We start from the raw sequence: 20,277 nt of genomic DNA on the forward strand, positions 1-20,277 counted from the left end.
TCTCGGACTTCTGTTCAGCGCTGCGATCAGTTCAGCGCGCGGGTGCTGGCGGGGATGACGCCGTCTGCGTACAGGCTACTGGCCACGTCCTGCACGGCCGTGAGCGCGACGCGCTGAATCATCGGTCCGTACGAGATGCGTGCCACGCCGAGTGCTTCGTACTCGGCGGCGGTCAGGGCGCCTGGAAGGCCGATGACGCTGACCTTGCGCTCGCCGATGCCTTCGACCAGCTGGCGCGTGACGTCGGTGTCGAGGATGCCGGGAACGAAGACGCTGGTCGCGCCGACGTCGAGGAACGCGCGGCCGCGCTCGATGGCATCCGCAATGCTCGCCTCGATCGGGCGGTCGCCGCCGCGCACGAGGGCGTCGGTGCGGGCGTTGAGCGCGAACTGCACGCCCTCCGCTTCGCCGGCCTTGACGATCGCCGCCATGACGGCGACGGATTCTGCAAGCGGCTTCAGACGGTCTTCGACGTTCGCGCCGACGATGCCGGCGGCGATCGCGAGACGAGTGGTGTCGCCCGCGTCGTCGTAGCCGTCATCGAGGTCGGCGGAGACGGGCAGCTCGGTGGATGCCGCGATCCGGCCGACCATGTCGAGCATGAGTTCGCGCGGGATCTGACCGTCGGCATACCCGAAGGTTGCGGCGATGGAGTGCCCTGCGGTGGCGAGGGCTGTGGTCTGCGAAACGTCGGCGACAGCCTTCGCCGAGATCACATCCCACACGTTGACGACACGGAGGATCTCCGGTGCGTTGTAAAGGTCGACGAGCTTCTGAGCCTTGTCTGCAGTGGTCATGGCTCAACGCTAATACCGCGGACACGGGCGCGGGTCGGCTTAGGCTGAAGTCATGCCTCAGCGTCGATCACACATCGCTCCGTCCGCCGTCGAGAGCGAACTCGCTGCCGCGCTCGCCGCGCTCCGCGAGGACCTGGACACGCCCACCGAGTTCTCGCCGGAAGCCATGGCCGAATCCGAGGCCGCCACCGCACCGGAACCCGATCTCGATCTGCGCGACGTCCCGTTCGTCACACTCGATCCGCTGGGCGCGAAGGATCTCGATCAGGCGATGCATCTCGCCCGAAGCGGCTCGGGTTTCGAGGTGCGTTACGCGATCGCGGACGTTCCAGCCTTCATCACGCCCGGCGGGGCGGTGGATGCCGCGGCCCGTGAGCGCGGTCAGACCCTGTATGCGGCAGACGGGTCGATCCCGTTGCATCCGAGGGTTCTCAGCGAGGATCGCGCGTCCCTGCTGCCGGAGCAGGACCGGCCAGCCCTCGTGTGGACATTCGAGCTCGACGAGGCCGGCGTCGTGTCGGAGTTCCGGCTGGAACGCGCACTCATCCGATCGCGCGCGCAACTCGACTACGAGAGTGCGCAGCAAGCGCTCGACCGCGGCGACGAGTCTCCTCTTGCACTGCTTCCCGTGATCGGAGGACTGCGTCAGGAACTCGAGGCGCAGCGCGGAGGCGCCAGCCTGAACCTTCCCGATTCGGAGGTCGTGCAGCGCGATGACGGCACGTACGACATCGACCGTCGGCATCCGCTCCCCCTCGAAGACTGGAACGCGCAGCTGTCGCTCATGACCGGGATGGCCGCGGCATCGCTGATGATCGACGCCGAGGTGGGAGTACTGCGCACGATGCCGGAGCCGGACGAGAAGGCGTTCAGGGCATTCCGTCTGCAGACCGAGGCGCTGGGACGGCCGTGGAAGGACGGTGAGTACGGCGAGTACCTCCGTTCTCTCGATCGTGACGACCCGCTCACGCAGCCGGTTCTGGAGGCCGCGGCGTCGCTGTTCCGCGGTGCGGGCTATGTGACGTTCGACGGCTCGGTCCCCGCCGATATCGAGCAGGCGGCCATCGCGGCACCGTATGCGCATGCCACCGCTCCCCTGCGGCGACTGGTGGATCGCTGGGCGCTCGCGATCTGTCTCGCAGTGTCACGCGGCGAAGAGGTTCCCGCGTGGGTGCGCGAGTCGCTCGAGGAATTGCCGGCGCTGATGCAGGCATCGGGCCAGCGCGCCTCCAGGCTGAACGCCGACACCGTCAACCGCGTGGAGGCTGCTCTGCTGGCACCGCTGGTCGGTTCGACGATCGAGGCCACCGTGATCGAGGTTCGGGAGAATCGCGCCACGATTCAGATCGCGGATCCTGCCGTGACGGCATCCGCTCCTCTGCCTGCGGGTGCGAAGCCCGGTGACACGGTGTCGGTTCGCCTGGTGCGTTCGGATATCGGCAAGGGCGAGGTGGAGTTCGCCGGAGCGGATGCACCCGTGACGGGTCGTTGACGGCCGACTGGCGGGATGCCGGCGCGCGGCTGGTGACTGTACCCCGTAGCGGGAGGCGCTTCAGGCAACTGCGGAAGTGACCGACGTCTTCATCACGAGCAGCTGCGGGTCGCTGACGTCGAGCGAGACCGAAATGCTCGAGAACTCCGAAAGCGAAGCGACGTGAGTGCCGCCGCACAGGATCACGGCCTCGCCCTCTGGCAGTTCGCAGCGCCAGCGGCGACGATCGATGATGCTGGGTCCATCGACCTCGATCCGACTCGCACCACCTGACGCCACCCACTCCGCAAGCTTCGCGTTGATGGCATCCTCGCGTTCAGCAAGAGACCCGGCGAATGTCTCAGTGTCGAATCCTGCTTTGCGGAGGCTCTTGCCGAGGCGGTATTCGTCGACGCTGCCGTCCTCGTCGATGCGGCTGGTCTGATTCGCGCGCCTCTCGAAGTCAGGCGAGCCCAGCGCATCCGTGCCAGGATCCTTGCGCCACAGATCAGCAACCGCAAGGTCGAGCGCCAGCGAGGCGAGGTGGCACGCGGTGTGTCCCCGGCTCAGCCCCGCGCGGCGGCGGGCATCGACTTCAAGACGCACCTCAGTACCTTTTGCGAGCCAGTCCGGCGCTTCGCGGTCGAGGCGGTGGGCGACGAGCCACGTCCATCCCTCGACGCCGCGCTTCACCGGGATCCCCGCGCCCAGTGCGAACTCGCCCGCATCGCTGACGGCCGCCATCACTGCCTCGGTGACAGCGACGTGCTCATCGCCGGAGCTCAGCTCACCGGCATCCCCTGGCTGATCCGGCCAGGTGTGATCCACCGGATGGAAGGGCGTCTCATCGACTACGACCACGGCGCCGGACGGCATCCGCTCAACGCGTGTGATGATGCCTTCGCCGCTGACGGCACCGGATGCGAAGGTGACGTTCGTCGCCCCCATGCTCTGCACGGGTGCCGGAGTATCGGACAACTTCGTCTCCTTCGTGCTGTCCGGATCAGACCGTGACGACCTGCGCCGTGCCGGTCTTGGCATCCGGGCCCATCTCGGCGGCGATGCGGTTCGCCTCTTCGATCAGGGTCGCGACGATGTCGGCTTCCGGGACGGTCTTGATGACCTCGCCCTTGACGAAGATCTGGCCCTTGCCGTTGCCGGATGCCACGCCGAGGTCGGCTTCGCGGGCCTCGCCGGGACCGTTGACGACGCAGCCCATCACGGCGACGCGAAGCGGCACTGTCATGTCTTTCAGGCCCTCTGTCACGTTGTCCGCCAGTGTATAGACATCTACCTGAGCACGTCCGCACGACGGGCAGGAGACGATCTCGAGCTTGCGCTCGCGCAGGTTCAGCGACTGCAGGATCTGGTGCCCGACCTTGACCTCTTCCGCGGGCGGAGCCGACAGCGAGACGCGAATGGTGTCGCCGATGCCCTCGGACAGGAGGATACCGAACGCGGTCGCCGACTTGATCGTGCCCTGGAAAGCGGGCCCCGCCTCGGTGACACCGAGGTGCAGGGGCCAGTCGCCGCGCTCGGCGAGCAGGCGATATGCCTTGACCATCACGACCGGGTCGTTGTGCTTGACCGAGATCTTGAAGTCGTGGAAGTCGTGCTCCTCGAACAGCGATGCCTCCCATACGGCGCTCTCCACCAGTGCCTCCGCGGTGGCCTTGCCGTGCTTCTGCAGGATGCGCTTGTCGAGGGAGCCGGCGTTCACGCCGATGCGGAGCGAGACCCCGGCAGCCTTGGCCGCTTCGGCGATCTTGCCGACGTTGCCGTCGAACTCGCGGATGTTGCCCGGGTTCACGCGCACGGCGCCACAGCCGGCATCGATCGCGGTGTAGATGTAGCGCGGCTGGAAGTGGATGTCGGCGATCACGGGGATCTGGCTCTTCATCGCGATGATCTTCAGTGCATCCGCGTCGTCCTGGTGCGGCACGGCGACGCGCACGATCTCGCATCCGGAGGCGGTGAGCTCGGCGATCTGCTGGAGCGTCGCGTTGATGTCGGTCGTCTTCGTCGTCGTCATCGACTGAACGCTGACGGGAGCGTCACCGCCCACGAGCACCTTTCCGACACTGATCTGTCGGGACTTGCGTCGAGGACTCAGGACTTCGGGGACGCGCGGCATCCCAAGATTCACTGCAGGCACGTACCCAGGTTACGCCGCCGCGGCGACCGGAGGCTGGAACCCGGCTCCATGCGGCAGGTTTCGGATGCTGGGGCGTCTGAGCAGGCGGCCGCATTGTGATAGTTTCGGCCCATGCTCGCGAATTTCACCTGGTGGCCCGCCTCTTAGGCGGTGTGTTCGCGTTCCCACGAATCCAGACCGCCTCCGGGGCGGTCTTTTCGTTGAGCCGAGCCGGAGCCCTGCACAGGAGACCTCGATGACCGATACCGCAGCCCTGCTCGCCGCACTCGTGCATGATCCAGACGCGTCGTTCGTGCTCATCGCACGGGACGGAGCTCAGAGCGTCGAGTTGCTCACGGGTGACATCGAAGACGTCGATCTGCTCGCTGACATCCCCCTCTCGCTCGAGGGCGTCTCCCGCGAGGTCTTCGCGATGGTGCCGTACCGTCAGGTGCGCGAGCGCGGCTTCGAAGCACAGGATGACGGTACTCCGCTGCGCTGCTTGGTCGTCGACCGTCACGAGCATCTTCCCCTTCCCGATGTCGTGGAGGCGCTGCCGCAGGATGCTGTGCCACTGAAGGACGCCGGCTTCGACATCAGCGATGAGGACTACGCACAGGTCGTGACCCGCGTGATAGCCGACGAGATCGGACGTGGGGAGGGAGCGAACTTCGTCATTCGCCGCGACTACACCGCCACTGTCGATCTCGGCTCCGATGACCCTGTGCATGCCGAACGTACCGCGGCGCTCACCTGGTTCCGCGCGCTGTTGACGCACGAGCGGGGTGCCTATTGGACATTCGCCGTCATCACGCCGGGTCACATCGCCGTCGGTGCGAGCCCTGAGGCGCACGTCGTCGCCCGTGACGGCATCGTCACCATGAATCCGATCTCCGGCACCTTCCGCCATCCGTCAGGAGGTGCGACCAAGGAGACGCTGATCGAGTTCCTCTCCTCGACCAAGGAGACCGAGGAGCTCTTCATGGTGGTGGACGAAGAGCTGAAGATGATGAGCGCCGTGTGCTCCGACGGCGGACGGATCACTGGGCCGCACCTGAAGCAGATGTCGCGGCTCACCCACACCGAGTACATGCTGCGCGGGCGCAGCAGGCTCGACCCGCGCGACATCCTTCGGGAGACCATGTTCGCCCCGACCGTGACCGGTTCGCCGATGCAGAACGCCTGTGCGGTCATCCGCCGTCACGAGACCAAGCCGCGCGGCTACTACTCGGGCGTCGCGGCGCTCTTCACCCCGAACGCCGAGGGCGGCCACGACGTCGACGCTCCGATCCTCATCCGCACGGTGTATCTGGAGGACGGGCAGCTCCGCGTCCCCGTCGGAGCGACGCTCGTGCGGCACTCCGATCCGTATGGCGAGGTCAGCGAAACGCACGGCAAGGCGGCCGGAGTGCTCGGCGCCATCGGCGCGATCGCTCGAGACGTCGTCGCCGAGACCAGACTCGACCCGGATGCTCCTGCAGCAGAGACTTCCCTCGCCGACGATCCCGAGGTCGCCGAGTTGCTCGCCTCTCGCAATTCACGGCTGGCCGAGTTCTGGCTGAATCCCCAGGAGGACGGCTCCGCCGGACCGTTCGCAGGGCGCAGCGCGCTCGTGATCGATGCCGAGGACCGCTTCACGACGATGCTTGCCCACCAGCTTCGTCACCTCGGACTCGACGCGAAGATCATGCCCTGGCACGCCGTGACCGATGCGGATGTCGATGCCGCCCAGCTTGTCGTCGCCGGCCCCGGCCCCGGCGACCCTCGTGATGCGACGATCGCACGCATAGCGCGCATGCACGAGATCGTCACCCGCCGCCTGGGTCACAGTGCGCCGCTGCTCGCGGTCTGCCTCAGCCACCAGATCCTGGCCGACCAGCTCGGCATCGAACTCGCGCCGCTGGCTTCGCCGCACCAGGGCCTGCAGAAGGTCGTGCCGGTGTTCGGTGAGGACGCCTCGATCGGCTTCTACAACACCTTCACCGCTCGGGTCTCCCCCGGAACCACCGCTGCAGGCGCAGCGGAGGTGTCTGCTGACGCGACGACCGGTGACGTCTATGCCCTGCGCGGGCCGTCGTTCGCATCGGTGCAGGGGCACCTCGAATCGATCCTGTCGCGCGACGGCATTCGAACGCTGGAGCGCCTGATCACGGACGCGTTCGCCTGAGAAAGGCGCTGATGCGGTCACGATTCCGCACCGTCTCGTCGTGTACACGAGACGCTGTCACGGGGTGTTCCACGTGGATTCGGGTTCGGTGTGGCGTTCGTGGTCGAGGGCTTCGTCGACGGCTTGGTAGTCGAGGTGGGGGGATCGCCATTTGGCGTAGGGGTCCCACCAGCCGGGTCCGCGGATTTCGGGGAGGCCGTTTCGCATGCGGATCTTCCAGATGCCCTCATCGAGGGTGTGATGGTGGTGCCAACATAACGGAACCCCGTTAGAGGTGTGGGTGGGCCCTCCGCGGGCGTGTTCTTGCACGTGGTGGATCTCGCACCAGTCGGCGGGGACGTCGCAGCCGGGGATGAGGCATTCGCGGTCTCTGAGCACGATCGCCCGCCGTTGGGTCGCGGTGAACAACCGCGCGCTGGTGCTGATCGCGACGATCGCACCCTTGTCGTCGAACAGCACCCGCTGGATCCCGCCCGCACACCCGGCGTGATCGGCCGCCCCGAGGGGGACGTCGTAGCCGGTGCCTTCGACTCTGGCCCGCCCGGTGCGGTTCGTGTAGTCCTCTGCGGTGACGGAGACGACCAGCGTCGGTGCCGCACCACCCAAGGTGGGCATGCCTCCGGAGGCCGCGGCGACCATCAGGGCGGTCGCGAACGCGTCGTGACGTTTCTGCGCGTGCGTGCGCATGTCCGCCAACTCCACCGGCGGCGATTTCGCCTTGTGCTCGGGGAGCCCGTCCACACGATCCGAGACGTCTTCGCCAGCACCGTACTCGGCGCTGCTGGAGTACTTCGCATCGAACCAGTCATCGTCGTCGCTATCGCCGCCGCTGCCGTCGCGATCGTCGGCGCTGCGGCTGCCGTCGCCGCTGTCGTCTGAGGGTCGGAAGCGCACCGTACTGCTGCTGCCTTTGTCTTCGGCTTTCGGGTTCAACAGCGAATCGATGAGTTTCTGCAACTGTGCTGCGACCTCCGGCAACACCTCGCCCCGCACCGGGACCGACCCGTCGCGGAGTTTCCCGATCGTGAAGAACCGGCGCCGCTTGCCCGCACGATCCGACGGCTCCGCCCCATCCGGATCCAACCTCGCGATGATATGCGCGGCCAGGGCGGCAAGCTCATCCACCGTCGGCAACGGCGCCCGCTCAGCGTTTACCGTCACCGTGCCATCCAGCGGCAGCCCGGCTGCGAACCTGGCCAGCACCGCATCCGCAGCCAACCGATCCGCGACCCCGATCCGCGCCGCTTTCATCAACGGGACCGTGCATGCCAGGAACCCGCCCACCGACAGCACCCCGTCCGCCAACGCGACCGCGAGCTCGGGGAACTTCCCCGGCAGCAACGCACCAGAGGTGATGTCGACCTCACGGTGCACCGCCCCCGCGGCGGCCACATACCGGCGCGAGGCAGGCCCATCCACGAGAAGGGTGCGCCGCAGCAGTTCGGCCGCATCACGGCATCCCGCCCGCGTCGACAACCGCCCGCCACGCTCGCACTGATCCCGCCCCACCACCTGATCCGTGACCGCGACGACCGCCCCACCCAACCGCCGCTGCACACGCCCCAACACCCGAACCACATCCAGAAGCTCGGCGTCGTCAGCGACGCGAAGATCACCACCCGCACCAGAGGAGCCCATCGCATCGGCCAACAACCGATCGATGCCCTCCAACTCCTCCGCCAGTGATCTCATACCCCCATTCAACAAGGGGCCACCGACATTCAAACCCCAGATCAGACCACCTTCACGAACTGTGCACAACCACCCGAAACCCCACACCCGTGGAGGAAGAGTTGGAGCCCCTATCCGAGCAGATCCACCGGGTTCACGACATCCGCGATCATAAGCAGCGCACCCATCCCGATCAGCAGCACCGCCACGATCACGGTCAGCGGTACGAGCCGCGTCGCGTCGACTGGAGCAGGCTGCGGTCGACGGAACACCTTCGCCCACGCGCGCCGGATCCCGTCCCACAGCGCCACGACGACGTGACCGCCATCAAGCGGCAGCAGCGGGATCAGGTTGAAGACGAACAGCGCGACGTTGAGCGACCCGAGAAGGTTGAGCAGCACGACGAACCGGTTGAGGACCGGAGCATCCGTCGCGGCGACCTCTCCGGCGAGGCGACCGACGCCGACCACGCTGAGCGGACCGTCAGGATCGCGATCGGCGCCGGTGAACAGCGACACCCCGACATCCCACAGCTTCACCGGCAACGTCCCGATCAGGCCGACCACGCGTCCGACGTTCTCCCCGGCGAGCTCCGGGCCCACGCCGATCGGCTGCGGCACATACCCCATCTGCGAGAGCATGCCGACGTAGCCGACCTCGGCGACGATCTGCTCGCCGTCGTCGTCGAGCAGGGGCTGCCCCGACGCATCCGTGAGTTCGCGCTCCGCAGAGATGGGCGTGATCGTCAGATCCACATTCTCGCCGTCGCGCGAGACGACCATGTCCAAGCGCTGCCCTGGAGCCGCCTGCACGATGTCGCTCGCCTCAGCGAAGGTCGACACCGGCGTGCCGTCGACCGAGACCAGCACGTCACCCGGGAGAACCCCGGCCCCAGCAGCCGGCGTCGCCGGATCGCCGGGTTCGCACTCCGTCTGTGACGTGCCCGCAGGCAGCACGCACTCGTTGACTCCTGCGATCGTCGTCGTTCCCTGCTGGAGGCCGATGCCCGATGCGAGCACGGTGAAGATGATGACGGCGAGGATCAGGTTCATGACCGGACCGCCGAGCATGACCACGATCCGCTTCCACATCGGCAGCCTGTAGAAGACGCGTTCCTCGGCGCCTTCAGCGATCGTCTCGTCGTTGGCGGATCGGGCGTCCTGCACGAGGGTGCGGAACAGCCCGCGCACTGGCCTGCCGTCGGATGCCGGATACATGCCGGACATCGATATGAATCCGCCGAGCGGCAGCACCTTGAACCCGTACTCGGTCTCGCCGATCTTCTTCGACCACAGCCGGGGCCCGAAACCGATCATGTACTGCCCCACGCGCACGCCAAAGAGCTTGGCGGGCACGAGGTGCCCGATCTCATGCAGACCGATCGACAGACCGAGCCCGACCAGCATGAACAGGATGCCGGTGACGTACAGCAGGATTTCCACGTCCCAACGCTACTGCGCGCGAACTAGGAATCCGCCGCATAGGCTGGATTCGGGGCCACCGCGTCATGGCCCCGCCCCGCTGACGCCGGCCGTCGCATATCAGTGGCGGCCACCACCCGACGATCCGTCTCGGGATCCGCCGGCGCCGGTCGTGACGGTGGCCGCAGGCGACGAGAGCAAGGCGGATGCTGCGCACACGGAGCACTCGAATGCTCAGGAGGACGCTCAGCGAGGGACCCGCCTGAACGTGTCTCGGGCACCCGCTCATGAGATCATGGTGATGCCATGTCGACCACACAGCCCAGCCTTCCTCCCGTGCTCCGTCCAGACGCTCCGCCACAGCGGAACCTGACGGATCTCGCCACCCGCTTCGCCACCGCCACCCGCGGAGACACCGCAGGCGTCACCCTCACCGGCATCACCCTCGCGACCGCCGATCTCCGCGCCGGAGAGGCATTCGTCGCCATCCAGGGAGTGAATCAGCACGGAGCGGTGTTCTCACCCGCGGCCGCGGAGAAGGGTGCCGTCGCCATCATCACCGATGAGGCCGGCGCCGACATCGCAGGCAACATCGGTCTGCCGATCGTGATCGTCGACGATCCGCGCGGTGTGCTCGGAGCCCTCAGCGCCTGGGTCTACGGGACCGGCGCCGATGACGAGCTGCCTCTGCTGTTCGCGACCACCGGCACGAACGGCAAAACGAGCGTCTCGCATCTGCTCGAGGGAATCCTCGACCAGCTCGGCGTCGTGACCGGCCTCTCCTCCACCGCGGAACGGCACATCGCCGGTGAGGTCATCGTCTCCAGGCTCACGACACCCGAAGCATCCGAGATGCACGCCCTCCTCGCACTCATGCGCGAACGAGCGGTCGAAGCCGTCGCCGTCGAAGTCAGTGCTCAGGCGCTGTCGCGCAAGCGCGTCGACGGACTCGTGTTCGACGTCGCCGGCTTCACGAACCTCAGCCACGACCACCTCGACGACTACGCCGACATGGAGGAGTACTTCGCCGCGAAGCTCCCCCTGTTCAAGCCGGACCGCGCCAGGCGTGCGGTGATCTGCCTCGACTCGGCGTCCGGCGTCGACGTCGTCGCAGCCGCCGAGATCCCCGTCGTGACCGTCGGCACCCCCGCGATCGCCGCGGACGCATCCGTTGCCGGTGACGCCGACTGGGTGGTCACGATCGACGAGGAGCGTCAGCGCGGCACCCGCTTCACGATGACCGGCCCGCAGGGGCGCACCCTCACCGCGGTCGTGCCTGTGATCGGCCCGCACATGGCGGCGAACGCGGCCCTCGCGATCGTCATGCTGCTCGAGGGCGGATACGAGTGGGAGCGCATCACCGCGGCGCTCGAACGAGACGGACGCATCGATGCGTACCTGCCAGGGCGCACCGAGCTCGTCTCCGGCGAACAAGGCCCCGCGGTCTTCGTCGACTTCGGCCATTCACCCGACGCGTTCGAGAAGACCCTGGCTGCGATCCGCCGCGTGACGCCGGGGCGCACTCTCATGCTGTTCGGGGCCGACGGCGATCGCGACGCCACGAAGCGTCACGACATGGGCCGCACGGCCGTGCTCGGCAGTGACATCCTCGTGGTCACCGACCACCATCCCCGTTTCGAGGACCCGGAGTCGATCCGCGCCACGCTGATCGAGGGCGCAAGAATGGCCAGGCCGGATGCCGAGATCCACGAGTACTCCCCGCCGGAGAAGGCGATCATCGCAGCGGTGGGCCTTGTCGGCGACGGCGATGCGATCCTCTGGGCGGGCCCGGGACATCAGGACTACCGGGACATCCGCGGCGTCCGCACGCCGTACTCGGCTCGCGAGCTGGCCCGCCGCGCTCTGCGCGACGCCGGGTGGCCTGTGCCGGAGCCGCACTGGCCGGTGCCGTACTCCGACTGAGCGTTCGACAGGCTCACGAACCGAGGCGTCTACTGCTGCGCGATCAGGCGGTCCGCGGTCTCGCGCGCCCAGGTCTCGGCCTGCGCGAGCGACTCGATCGTCAGCTGGTCGGGCGACTCATGGGCATCGACCACCCTCGCGATCGTGTCGACTATGCCGAGGAATGGAAGCCGACCCTCATGGAACGCTTCGACCGCCTGCTCATTGGCCGCGTTGAAGACCGCAGGGAAGGTCCGGCCCGCGCGTCCGACGCTCTTGGCCAGCGCGACGGCGGGGAACGCCGCATCGTCGAGCGGTTCGAAATCCCAGCTGCTCGCCTTCGTCCAGTCCAGCGGACGTCCGACCCCGCCGATACGATGCGGCCAGTCCAAAGCGAGCGAGATGGGCAGCCGCATGTCCGGCGGTGACGCCTGAGCGATGGTCGAGCCGTCGATGAACTCGACCATCGAGTGCACGATCGACTGCGGGTGCACGACCACCTGGATGTCCTCGTACTCGACATCGAACAGCAGATGCGCCTCGATGACCTCGAGCCCCTTGTTCACCATGGTGGCGGAGTTCGTCGTCACGACACGCCCCATCGCCCAGGTCGGATGCGCGAGTGCCTCGGCGGGGGTCACCTCCGCCATCTCGTCCCGCGTGCGTCCGCGGAACGGACCGCCGGATGCTGTGACGATGAGGCGCCTGATCTCATCATGCGTCCCGGAGCGCAGCGCCTGCGCGAGCGCGGAGTGCTCCGAGTCGACGGGCACGATCTGACCCTCGGCCGCTGCCGACTTCACCAGTTCGCCGCCGACGATGAGCGATTCCTTGTTGGCGAGCGCCAGGGTGCGACCGGCCTTGAGCGCCGCGAGCGTCGAACCGAGCCCGATCGATCCGGTGATCGCGTTGAGCACGACATCAGCCTCGACGTCGCGCACCAGCTGCTCCGACTCGTGCGCGCCCAATGCCGTGTCTTCGACCTGGAACTGCGCAGCCTGCTCGCCGAGCAGTTCGGCGTTGCCACCTGCCGAGAGCCCGACCAACTCGAAACGACGAGGATTGGCGCGGATCACATCCAGTGCCTGAGTGCCGATGGAACCGGTCGAGCCGAGGACGATGATACGACGCATACCGTCAGCCTAATGCGCGGGCGCGTCCTTCCCGGCGAAGCCGCCAAGGACGAAACCGCGAAGTGCGAAGCCGTGAAGTGCTAAGCCGCGGCAGGATGCATCGTGGCGAGGATGTCGATCACGAAGACGAGTGTCTGACCCTTGAGGTCTTCGTCGTTGATCTCGCCCTCTCCGTATCCCGCTGCCGGCGGGACGACGACGAGCACCTGAGAGCCGACCTTCTGTCCGGCGAGTGCCTGGACGAACCCGGGAACGTAGCCGTTGCCCTCACTCGTGATCGGGGCGCCCTTCGCCCACGACGAGTCGAAGGTCTCGCCGGTCTCCCAGCCGACGCCGTGGTACTGGAGAAGCGTCGTGTCCCCATCGCCCACCGCGATGCCATCGCCCTGCTTCAGTACCGAGATCTGCACTTCTGTGGGAGCCGCGGCATCCGGAATCTCGACCGTGGGGGCACCGTCATCGTCGAGCGTGACGACGGGCATGCCGGCGACCGGTGCCTGCTCCTCGCCCCATGCTGCGGTGGGGACCACGTCGAGGACGTCCAGCACGTAGTACTGCGCGGCCGCGTCCTCGGTCGTCGGGAAGACGATGGACAGGCGCGACCCGACACTCGCGCAGCCGATGAGCTGTCCGAGCGGCGCATCAGCGGTCAGCGCGGCAGGAAGCAGTTCTCCCTCGGTGTATCCCGCATCGCCGAGCCGCTCGCCCGTGTCGCCGTCGAATGCGCTCAAGGCGTAGCTGACGTAGTCGCCGTTGGCGGCCTTGTCACCGTCGCCCTCGCTGATGACCGTCCGCTGCGCCTCTTCAACCTTCTCGCCGAGCTGGAAGTTCGCCGTCGAAGCTGTGCCGAAGTCGCCTTCCACCTTCACTCCGTCAGAGGCATCACCCGGTTCGACGGTCGCCGAGCACAGGTCGGCGGCCGGAGCCTCGGTGTCGTCTGCGGTCGTGCCCTTCGTGCCAGAGCAGCCGGCCAGAATCATGGTCGCGACGGCGATGGTGGACAGAGCGATGAGCGGGCGATTGCGCAAAGTGAGACCTCGTGATCGTGGGGAGGGACACTCCATGATGTCTTATTCGCCTTTGCCCTCGCTGAGAAGCATCCGGCGTCGGGGCGCATCGCACCGCACGCGTCGCATTCCACGGATGGCATGAATCGCGGAGTAGCCTGATCTGATGACCTCTGAGCAGTCTGCCGTTCCCGAGCCGACCGAAGAATCGGATCAGGAGCAGACCAGGGAGGAAGCATCATCGCCGCGCAGAGCCGGCGCCGCATACGCGTTCGGACGAGCTGTGATCGGCTCGCTGGCACGGCTCGTCTACCGCCCGCGCGTCGAGGGACGCGACCGCGTCCCTCTCGACGGCCCGGTCATCTTCGCGAGCAACCATCTGTCGTTCATCGACTCGATCGCGATCCCGGTCGCGGCGCCACGTCCGGTGCACTTCCTCGCCAAATCGGCGTACTTCGAGGGCCCAGGGTTCAAGGGCGCCGTGTCGCGGACCTTCTTCCAGTCGATCGGTGCGATACCGGTGCGCCGCGGCGCCGGACAGGCCGCGCTCGATGCGCTGGATCAGCAGCGTCTGCTGCTCGAGCAGGGACTGGCCGTCGCGCTCTACCCCGAAGGCACTCGCTCCACGGACGGCCGGCTCTACAAAGGGCGAACCGGGGTGGCGTTCCTCGCGCTGCAGACCGGTGCACCCGTGGTTCCGGTCGGACTCGTCGGCACGGACATGGCAATGCCGAAAGGTGCGAAGATGCCTTCGCTCAGCGAGCGCATCACCGTCCGATTCGGGGATCCGATCGATGTGACGGTGCACGGCGCAGCCGGCAGCGGCAAGGCACGACGTCTCGCGACCGACGAGATCATGGCGGCGATCCACGCGCTCAGCGGCCAGGAACTCGCCGGCATGTACAACGAGCCCCCCGCTCAGGGCCCGATCGAGAAGATCAAACAGGCTCTTCCGCACGAGCGGCGCTGACCCTTCGACGGGCTCAGGGACCGGCCGGCCCGAGCGCCCTCAGCGAGACGTGACCGATGCCTCGTGGCGGACCGGGAAGTTCACCGAGTTCGCGATGAAGCACATCCGGTGCGCGTCCTTGTGGGCGCTCTCGGCTGCCTCGATCATCGACGCATCCGCGACGACGACTTCAGGACGCAGCAGAACCTCGGTGAAGGCGCCTCCGCCTCTGCCGTCCTCGCGCATCACTCCGCTGGCGCGGTCGATGTAGGACACGACGACCACGCCTGCACCGACGCATGCATGCAGATACGACAGCAGGTGGCACTCGGACAATGAGGCGATCAGCATGTCCTCAGGGTTCCAGCGCTCCGGATCACCGCGGAACGGCTTGTCGGCCGACGCGAGCATGACCGGCTTGCCTTCGACCTCGATCGTGACGTCTCTGGAGTAGTCGCGGTACCCGCTCGTTCCGGTGCCGCGGTTGCCCTGCCAGGTGGCGGTGAGTGCGTACCGGTGTTCGCCGAGAGTCATGAGGTCAGTCTGACACGGTGCGGCTCGGTGCGGCTCGGTGCCGTCGGCGACGTCGGCGTTAGGCTGGTGGCGTGCTGGAGACTTTCACTGTTGCGGATGCTGTCGAACTCGCCGTCGTCGAACGCAGCGGATTCATCGAATCCCGCCATGCCGGTTCGGCCATCGTCCTGTCGCCGGACGGAGATGTCGTGCGCCGGTTGGGAAACCCTGACGCGTTGGTCCTCCCCCGCTCCAGTCTGAAGCCGCTTCAGGCCATCGCATGCGTCACTGCGGGCGCCGAGCTGGCGGGTGAACAGCTGGCGATCTCCACGGCGAGTCACGTCGGCACCGATCGTCACGTCGATCTGGTCCGCGAGATCCTGACCGCCGGCGGTCTCACAGAAGACGACCTCGGCTGTCCCTCGACGTGGCCGCGAGACACCGGCACGCGCGACGAACTCGTCCGAGAGCACGGACGACCCACGCGCATCCGGATGGACTGCTCCGGCAAGCATGCCGCGATGCTTCGCGCGTGCGTCGCCACCGGCTGGCCGACCGAGGGATATCTGCATCCGTCGCATCCGCTGCAGCTTCACATCCGCGAGGTGGTCGAACGCCTGAGCGGCGAGAAGATCGCGCACACGGCGGTGGACGGATGCGGTGCGCCGATCCACGCGATCACCCTCGCCGGGCTCGGACGTGCCATTCACCGGATCGGGTCCGCCTCCGAGCGATCGCCGTTCGCCCTGCATCGGGTCGCGGGCACCCTTGTCCGCGCTGTCAAGGAGAACCCGTGGACGATCGAGGGCTCCGGACGAGCGGACACGATCGCGATCGAGACACTCGGCGTGTTCGCCAAGAGCGGTGCTGAAGGGATCATGACGATGGTCGCCCCTGACGGTACGACCGTCGTGCTCAAGATGCTCGACGGCGGCGCACGCGCACTCGTGATCGTCGCGGCGACACTGCTCGCTCGCGCCGGAGCACTGAGCGAAGCCGATCTGGCGACGCTCGCCAACGCACTTCCCCTCGCCGTCCTCGGCGGAGGGAGCGACGTCGGGATGATCCGTCCCGGCGCCGCCGTCTGATGCCCTGACCCGGGGCAGTATCCCCTCAGAGTCGAGGGAGGAGAGGAGCCACGATGAGGATCAGCGTCCCCACCGAGGTCAAGAACAACGAGTACCGTGTCGCTCTGACACCGGCGGGAGTGCACGATCTGGTGCGTTCCGGTCACGAGGTTTTCGTGCAGTCCGGAGCAGGCGTCGGCTCGTCCATGCCCGACGCCGAGTACGCCGAAGCCGGCGCGACGATGCTGGACGACGCCGCAGAGGTCTGGGCGCGCGCCGAACTTCTGCTGAAGGTCAAGGAGCCGATCGCGAGTGAATACCACCACTTCCGCGACGACCTCACCCTGTTCACTTACCTGCACCTGGCCGCCGACCGTCCGCTGACCGACCGGCTCCTCGCCGACCGCGTCACAGCGATCGCATACGAGACGGTGCAGCTTCCCGGAGGCGGGCTTCCGCTTCTCGCGCCGATGAGCGAGGTCGCCGGGCGGCTCGCCCCGCTCGTCGGCGCCAACACCCTGCTGCGCTCCAACGGCGGCCTCGGACTGCTCATGTCCGGCGTGCCGGGCACCCGACCGGCGACGGTCACAGTGATCGGCGGCGGCGTGGCCGGAGCGAACGCCGCGGTCATCGCGAGCGGCATGGGCGCGGATGTCACGATCTTCGACACGAACATCCCGAGACTGCGGATGCTGGACGACCACTTCGCTGGACGGGTGAAGACGGCGGCCTCCAATCCGCTGGACCTGCGCCGCGCGGTGATCGACTCCGATCTCGTCATCGGATCGGTGCTGATCCCGGGTGCGCGGGCGCCGAAGCTCGTCACGAACGAGATGGTGGCCCAGATGCGACCCGGTAGCGTGCTCGTCGACATCGCCGTCGACCAGGGCGGCTGCTTCGAGGACACGCACCCGACAACGCATGACAACCCGACGTTCGGGGTGCACGACACCGTGTTCTACTGCGTTGCGAACATGCCAGGGGCGGTGCCGAACACCTCGACCTCGGCTCTCACGAACGCGACGTTGCCCTACGTGCGCCAGATCGCATCCCGCGGCTGGCGCGACGCGCTCGGCGCGGACGCCGCACTCGCAAGCGGACTCAACACCGCGAAGGGCGCCGTGATCAACGATGGCGTGGCAGTCGCCCACGGCCTGGAGGCGAGCGCGATCGCATCCGTGCTGTGAGATCCGGTGCGGAATCAGCCGTGCGCGCGCCCATCACCGCGAGGCGTCCAGTTCGGGGATGACGACGCGCTGCGGGGCGCGACCGTCATGGATCGTCCAGGCCCGGCCCGCATGCGGCTCGGCGAACGGCGGCAACTCTCGGATGCTCGCGAATGACCGCAGCTCTCCCCCGCATTCGGCGAGGAACAGCATCTCGCCCTCGAGGCGAATCCGCTGCCACAGCGGCCACTGGCGCTGCCAGCTGTCGGCGTCGCCGATCAGTATCGTCGGCGCGGCCCCGGCTGAGATCGCGGCCCCCGGCACTCCGACGACCGGCAGCGCCGACGGAGCATCCTGATGCTGATCCGCGACCGGCGAGACCACGTGATCGGGATAGGCGGCTCGCAGGCCCTCCACGACCCGTCGGACGCCGAGTGCGATCACGCCGACCACGCGCGCGGTCGGGGTCCACCGTTCCACGGCGCCGGTTCCGGAGGCATCCGTTTCGCCGGTTGCTTCAACCCAGACGACCTGCACCTCACGATCATCGACTCTGGCACGACCCGCCGGACGGTCGCGACGGTAGCCGTCGTTGTCCCCGCCTGCGGCGAGGTGCTCCATCTTGGTACCCATCCGCAGCAGCATCCGCGTCGGCAGTGCCTCGAGCACGCGTGCAGTCTGGCCGGACGCGCGCCCTGTCGTGATGACGACGGTGCATCCTCGCGCCGCAGCCGACCGCACCAGCTTCTCCATCCGTTCCAGGAACGCCTGCGCGTACTCCACCGGGAAGGCTGCGAGGAGCTGATCGAGGTCGTCGCACAGCACGAGTTCCGGTGCGTCCGCGCCGGCGTCGAGCAGCTCGGCCAGCGCATCCCAGGCGCGCTCGGGTTCGGCACGCAACAGCATCGACCGTGTGCTCTGGGTCGCCAGGGCGCGCAGCACAGACGTGCGCCCTGAGCTGCTGCCCCCGATCACGGCAAGCCCACGGTCGATTCCGGGCCGCAGCAGCATGGGTCTCTGACGCTGTCGTTCCGGCTCATCCGTGAGTCCGACCAGCAATGCGCCCTCGTGCGGGTAGGCGGTGACCAGCTCATCGAGATCGAGCCTTCGTGGCAACGGCGCGAGCCACGGGCTCGCCGGCTCGCCGGCGTCAGACCAGCGGGCGCCGATCTGGCGCAGGTCGCCCGCACCCGTGAGAGCGACACGCACGGCCACCGCTGCCGTGTCCTGCGGACGCCGGACGAATGCGAGGCCCCTGGAGGCCGCGCCGCCCGGGAGCTCGGCCGCGTCATCGGATCCGATGACGAGTCGGCTGTCCGCGGCCTCGGTCACCCGCAGACTCACCCGAAGCGGACAGTTCGCCGCGAGCCCGTCACGGATGACACCGGCCGCTCGCTGCGTGCCGAGGATGAGGTGCATCCCGAGGGCTCTGCCACGGGCTGCGACGTCTGAGAACACAGCGCCGAGGTCCGGATGCTCCTGCAGAAGCGCGGCGAACTCATCGACGACGATCACGAGTCGGCCGAGCCGACCAGACGCCTCGGAGACACTTCGCACGCCGAGTTCGGCGAGCACCGCCTCGCGACGACGAAGCTCCGCCGTAAGGCTCTCCACTCCGCGCCGCGCGCCCTCCTCGTCGAGATCGGTGATCACCGCGGCGACGTGCGGAAGCGCCCGCAGCGGGTCGAATGCGGTGCCGCCCTTGAAGTCAGCCAGTACGAATGCCACCTCGTCCGGGCCGTGCGAGCGCGCCATCGAGGCGATCCAGGTCACGAGCAGTTCACTCTTGCCCGACCCGGTCATCCCCGTCACGATGGCGTGCGGGCCGTCCTCTACGAGGTCGAGCACGACGTCGGTGCTCTCTGTGCGACCGATCACGGCCGCAAGACCTGCACGGCCCGGCTCCGCAGTCATCGCAAGCTCACCCAGCGCCACCGCGTCCGGCAACTGTGCCGCCTCGCCCTCCCGTTCGGCGCTGCCCGCGGCGATCGCCATCGCCTGCGCGCGGGAGAGGCATTCCACAGCGATCCCCTCGATGCCTGCCGAGGTACGCAGCCGCGCTCGTGCCGGATCTGCGAAGTCGATGAGTGTCGTCACCCCCTCAGGCACTTCGCCATCCGTCTCGCACACGCGTATCTGCGCGGAAGCATCCGGACATTCCTCATCCCCCACCACTACGGCGAGCCGCCACGCCCCGCGCCTGGGTCTTCCGGCGTGCGGAAAGCCTGCGAGCCCGAGCACCTCCAGTCCCCCGCCGATGAGTGCGAGCTGTCCAGACGAATGACGCAGGCACAGCTGCACCACCAGCGCCCTCGCGGCAGCGCCGGCGACGGCCGCGGGTCCGCGCAGGCAGATTCCGCGTCCCATCGCGACGGCGATCGGAACGCCCTTCACCTGCGATGCGCGCTCTCTGAAGGCACGTGCGCGTTCGCCGTCATCGCCGGTCACCCGGAGCGCACTGCGCCTGGCGCCTGAACCGACGACGATCGGTGTCGAATCGTCGATCGGCCGAAGATCGCGCAGGGGCGCATCCACGACGGACGCGGCCGCGTCCGGATGGACACGCCGCAGCTCACGACGTTCGGTCTGATGCCGTCGCATGAGGTCCTGCTCTGCGCGACGCCACCCGGCCGTCTCGTCATCGGCTGCGGCCCGTCGTTCGCGGCGTCGAGTGCGCAGACCGTCCAGCAGCGAAGCGCCGATCATCAGCGGGCCGAGCGCCGCGAAAGCGAGTGAGAATATCGATCCGGTGATGAGCCAGAGCACGATGCCCGCGGCGATCGGCACGACGGCGGCGAGCACCGGTACGGACTGCCGTCGTGGCTCGGCGGCAGCAGCGGGAAGCGTGAGCGGTTCGAGGTCCATGACCTCATTGCACG

General features: G+C 67.7%; 15 protein-coding genes. 6 read left to right on the forward strand and 9 right to left on the reverse strand.

Translation table 11 applies throughout. The annotated features are described in order from the left end of the window. Positions 1-26: 26 nt before the first annotated feature. Positions 27-797 carry an isocitrate lyase/PEP mutase family protein gene (locus tag JF52_RS0100720; protein ID WP_033104636.1) on the reverse strand — a complete coding sequence of 257 codons (771 nt, stop codon included), beginning with the start codon at positions 795-797 and terminating at the stop codon, positions 27-29. A gap of 52 nt (positions 798-849) precedes the next feature. Between JF52_RS0100720 and JF52_RS0100725 the strand changes: the two genes are divergently transcribed. Continuing rightward, the gene (locus JF52_RS0100725; protein ID WP_033104637.1) at positions 850-2,289 is read left to right on the forward strand and encodes an RNB domain-containing ribonuclease; all 1,440 of its coding nucleotides are present in this window, start codon (positions 850-852) and stop codon (positions 2,287-2,289) included. 60 nt (positions 2,290-2,349) lie between these two features. On the opposite strand, the gene JF52_RS0100730 is transcribed toward JF52_RS0100725, so the two are convergent. Next, positions 2,350-3,246, reverse strand: a complete 897-nt coding sequence (locus JF52_RS0100730) for an alanyl-tRNA editing protein (protein ID WP_234000149.1) — start codon at positions 3,244-3,246, stop codon at positions 2,350-2,352. A 25-nt stretch (positions 3,247-3,271) separates the two neighbouring features. After that, positions 3,272-4,423: a flavodoxin-dependent (E)-4-hydroxy-3-methylbut-2-enyl-diphosphate synthase gene (gene ispG / locus JF52_RS0100735; protein WP_188436842.1), complete on the reverse strand. Its 1,152-nt coding sequence runs from the start codon at positions 4,421-4,423 to the stop codon at positions 3,272-3,274. 235 nt (positions 4,424-4,658) lie between these two features. Between ispG and JF52_RS0100740 the strand changes: the two genes are divergently transcribed. Next, the gene (locus JF52_RS0100740; protein WP_033104640.1) at positions 4,659-6,569 is read left to right on the forward strand and encodes an anthranilate synthase family protein; all 1,911 of its coding nucleotides are present in this window, start codon (positions 4,659-4,661) and stop codon (positions 6,567-6,569) included. 57 nt (positions 6,570-6,626) lie between these two features. Here JF52_RS0100740 and JF52_RS0100745 read toward each other — a convergent pair whose 3' ends face one another. Together JF52_RS0100745 and JF52_RS0100750 are read right to left on the reverse strand one after the other, a co-directional pair. Then, positions 6,627-8,261 carry an HNH endonuclease signature motif containing protein gene (locus JF52_RS0100745; RefSeq protein WP_033104641.1) on the reverse strand — a complete coding sequence of 545 codons (1,635 nt, stop codon included), beginning with the start codon at positions 8,259-8,261 and terminating at the stop codon, positions 6,627-6,629. A gap of 110 nt (positions 8,262-8,371) precedes the next feature. Then, positions 8,372-9,682 carry a M50 family metallopeptidase gene (locus tag JF52_RS0100750; RefSeq protein ID WP_033104642.1) on the reverse strand — a complete coding sequence of 437 codons (1,311 nt, stop codon included), beginning with the start codon at positions 9,680-9,682 and terminating at the stop codon, positions 8,372-8,374. Positions 9,683-9,967: 285 nt separating this feature from the next. Here JF52_RS0100750 and JF52_RS0100755 point away from each other — a divergent pair, with 285 nt between their 5' ends. Then, a complete protein-coding gene (locus tag JF52_RS0100755) occupies positions 9,968-11,584 on the forward strand; it encodes a Mur ligase family protein (RefSeq protein ID WP_033104643.1) in 1,617 nt (538 codons plus the stop codon). A gap of 29 nt (positions 11,585-11,613) precedes the next feature. Here JF52_RS0100755 and dxr read toward each other — a convergent pair whose 3' ends face one another. Continuing rightward, positions 11,614-12,696 (reverse strand): 1-deoxy-D-xylulose-5-phosphate reductoisomerase, encoded by a 1,083-nt coding sequence (gene dxr / locus JF52_RS0100760; protein ID WP_033104644.1) that lies wholly within the window; start codon positions 12,694-12,696, stop codon positions 11,614-11,616. Positions 12,697-12,776: 80 nt separating this feature from the next. Beyond that, positions 12,777-13,724 carry an FKBP-type peptidyl-prolyl cis-trans isomerase gene (locus JF52_RS0100765; RefSeq protein ID WP_033104645.1) on the reverse strand — a complete coding sequence of 316 codons (948 nt, stop codon included), beginning with the start codon at positions 13,722-13,724 and terminating at the stop codon, positions 12,777-12,779. Between the two features lie 145 nt (positions 13,725-13,869). Here JF52_RS0100765 and JF52_RS0100770 point away from each other — a divergent pair, with 145 nt between their 5' ends. Then, the gene (locus JF52_RS0100770) at positions 13,870-14,673 is read left to right on the forward strand and encodes a lysophospholipid acyltransferase family protein (protein ID WP_033104646.1); all 804 of its coding nucleotides are present in this window, start codon (positions 13,870-13,872) and stop codon (positions 14,671-14,673) included. Between the two features lie 39 nt (positions 14,674-14,712). Here the strand turns inward: JF52_RS0100770 and JF52_RS0100775 are convergent, their stop codons facing one another. Then, positions 14,713-15,186 (reverse strand): OsmC family protein, encoded by a 474-nt coding sequence (locus tag JF52_RS0100775; RefSeq protein ID WP_033104647.1) that lies wholly within the window; start codon positions 15,184-15,186, stop codon positions 14,713-14,715. Positions 15,187-15,257: 71 nt separating this feature from the next. On the opposite strand from JF52_RS0100775, the gene JF52_RS0100780 reads away from it, so the two are divergent. Both JF52_RS0100780 and ald read left to right on the forward strand, forming a co-directional pair. Next, complete coding sequence (locus JF52_RS0100780) at positions 15,258-16,253, forward strand: asparaginase (RefSeq protein ID WP_033104648.1); 996 nt, start codon at positions 15,258-15,260, stop codon at positions 16,251-16,253. Between the two features lie 53 nt (positions 16,254-16,306). After that, positions 16,307-17,419, forward strand: a complete 1,113-nt coding sequence (gene ald, locus JF52_RS0100785; RefSeq protein WP_033104649.1) for an alanine dehydrogenase — start codon at positions 16,307-16,309, stop codon at positions 17,417-17,419. Positions 17,420-17,452: 33 nt separating this feature from the next. Here ald and JF52_RS0100790 read toward each other — a convergent pair whose 3' ends face one another. Beyond that, the gene (locus tag JF52_RS0100790) at positions 17,453-20,263 is read right to left on the reverse strand and encodes an FtsK/SpoIIIE domain-containing protein (RefSeq protein ID WP_052166649.1); all 2,811 of its coding nucleotides are present in this window, start codon (positions 20,261-20,263) and stop codon (positions 17,453-17,455) included. Positions 20,264-20,277 lie beyond the last annotated feature (14 nt).

Origin of the sequence: Microbacterium profundi, assembly GCF_000763375.1 — a bacterium.
Lineage (GTDB): Bacteria > Actinomycetota > Actinomycetes > Actinomycetales > Microbacteriaceae > Microbacterium > Microbacterium profundi.

What these genes read in the sequence shown, in the direction of transcription:
- dxr (WP_033104644.1), bottom strand. Translation starts at nt 12,696, where the DNA reads ATGCGTCGTATCATCGTCCTCGGCTCGACCGGTTCCATCGGCACTCAG.
- JF52_RS0100770 (WP_033104646.1), top strand. Translation starts at nt 13,870, where the DNA reads ATGACCTCTGAGCAGTCTGCCGTTCCCGAGCCGACCGAAGAATCGGAT.
- ald (WP_033104649.1), top strand. Translation starts at nt 16,307, where the DNA reads ATGAGGATCAGCGTCCCCACCGAGGTCAAGAACAACGAGTACCGTGTC.
- JF52_RS0100745 (WP_033104641.1), bottom strand. Translation starts at nt 8,261, where the DNA reads ATGAGATCACTGGCGGAGGAGTTGGAGGGCATCGATCGGTTGTTGGCC.
- JF52_RS0100790 (WP_052166649.1), bottom strand. Translation starts at nt 20,263, where the DNA reads ATGGACCTCGAACCGCTCACGCTTCCCGCTGCTGCCGCCGAGCCACGA.
- JF52_RS0100720 (WP_033104636.1), bottom strand. Translation starts at nt 797, where the DNA reads ATGACCACTGCAGACAAGGCTCAGAAGCTCGTCGACCTTTACAACGCA.
- JF52_RS0100775 (WP_033104647.1), bottom strand. Translation starts at nt 15,186, where the DNA reads ATGACTCTCGGCGAACACCGGTACGCACTCACCGCCACCTGGCAGGGC.
- JF52_RS0100740 (WP_033104640.1), top strand. Translation starts at nt 4,659, where the DNA reads ATGACCGATACCGCAGCCCTGCTCGCCGCACTCGTGCATGATCCAGAC.
- JF52_RS0100725 (WP_033104637.1), top strand. Translation starts at nt 850, where the DNA reads ATGCCTCAGCGTCGATCACACATCGCTCCGTCCGCCGTCGAGAGCGAA.
- JF52_RS0100755 (WP_033104643.1), top strand. Translation starts at nt 9,968, where the DNA reads ATGTCGACCACACAGCCCAGCCTTCCTCCCGTGCTCCGTCCAGACGCT.